The sequence below is a fragment of the Mammaliicoccus sp. P-M59 genome (genome assembly GCF_022386135.1).
Classification (GTDB): Bacteria; Bacillota; Bacilli; order Staphylococcales; family Staphylococcaceae; genus Mammaliicoccus; species Mammaliicoccus sciuri_A.
On sequence record NZ_JAJNJJ010000024.1, the window covers coordinates 1 to 1,709 of the forward strand.

At 49.9% G+C, this 1,709-nt stretch carries 1 rRNA gene; it reads right to left on the reverse strand.

The window, feature by feature from the left end:
• Positions 1-39: 39 nt before the first annotated feature.
• A 16S ribosomal RNA gene (locus tag LQ617_RS15690) occupies positions 40-1,592 on the reverse strand.
• Positions 1,593-1,709: the final 117 nt, after the last annotated feature.

Genomic DNA, 1,709 nt, shown 5'->3' on the forward strand with positions numbered 1-1,709 from the left:
TTATTCCATGACCTAATGGTCATTCCGTAATATCCTTAGAAAGGAGGTGATCCAGCCGCACCTTCCGATACGGCTACCTTGTTACGACTTCACCCCAATCATTTGTCCCACCTTCGACGGCTAGCTCCTAAAAGGTTACTCCACCGGCTTCGGGTGTTACAAACTCTCGTGGTGTGACGGGCGGTGTGTACAAGACCCGGGAACGTATTCACCGTAGCATGCTGATCTACGATTACTAGCGATTCCAGCTTCATGTAGTCGAGTTGCAGACTACAATCCGAACTGAGAATAATTTTATGGGATTTGCTTGGCCTCGCGGATTCGCTGCCCTTTGTATTATCCATTGTAGCACGTGTGTAGCCCAAATCATAAGGGGCATGATGATTTGACGTCATCCCCACCTTCCTCCGGTTTGTCACCGGCAGTCAACCTAGAGTGCCCAACTTAATGATGGCAACTAAGCTTAAGGGTTGCGCTCGTTGCGGGACTTAACCCAACATCTCACGACACGAGCTGACGACAACCATGCACCACCTGTCACTTTGTCCCCCGAAGGGGAAGACTCTATCTCTAGAGCGGTCAAAGGATGTCAAGATTTGGTAAGGTTCTTCGCGTTGCTTCGAATTAAACCACATGCTCCACCGCTTGTGCGGGTCCCCGTCAATTCCTTTGAGTTTCAACCTTGCGGTCGTACTCCCCAGGCGGAGTGCTTAATGCGTTAGCTGCAGCACTAAGGGGCGGAAACCCCCTAACACTTAGCACTCATCGTTTACGGCGTGGACTACCAGGGTATCTAATCCTGTTTGATCCCCACGCTTTCGCACATCAGCGTCAGTTACAGACCAGAGAGCCGCCTTCGCCACTGGTGTTCCTCCATATCTCTGCGCATTTCACCGCTACACATGGAATTCCACTCTCCTCTTCTGCACTCAAGTTTCCCAGTTTCCAATGACCCTCCACGGTTGAGCCGTGGGCTTTCACATCAGACTTAAGAAACCGCCTACGCGCGCTTTACGCCCAATAATTCCGGATAACGCTTGCCACCTACGTATTACCGCGGCTGCTGGCACGTAGTTAGCCGTGGCTTTCTGGTTAGGTACCGTCAAGACTTGTTCAGTTACTAACAAATTTGTTCTTCCCTAACAACAGAGTTTTACGATCCGAAGACCTTCATCACTCACGCGGCGTTGCTCCGTCAGGCTTTCGCCCATTGCGGAAGATTCCCTACTGCTGCCTCCCGTAGGAGTCTGGACCGTGTCTCAGTTCCAGTGTGGCCGATCACCCTCTCAGGTCGGCTACGTATCGTCGCCTTGGTAAGCCGTTACCTTACCAACTAGCTAATACGGCGCGGGTCCATCTATAAGTGACAGCCGAAACCGTCTTTCACTATTGAACCATGCGGTTCAAAATATTATCCGGTATTAGCCCCGGTTTCCCGGAGTTATCCCAGTCTTATAGGTAGGTTACCCACGTGTTACTCACCCGTCCGCCGCTAACATCAGAGAAGCAAGCTTCTCATCTGTTCGCTCGACTTGCATGTATTAGGCACGCCGCCAGCGTTCATCCTGAGCCAGGATCAAACTCTCCATAAAAGAAGTAAGCTTGATAAGCTCATTTTTGATTGGTTAAGCCAATCACTCTGAAGTACTTTCAGTACTCAATTATTGGAATTAACGTTGACATATTGTCATTCAGTTTTCAATGTTCAT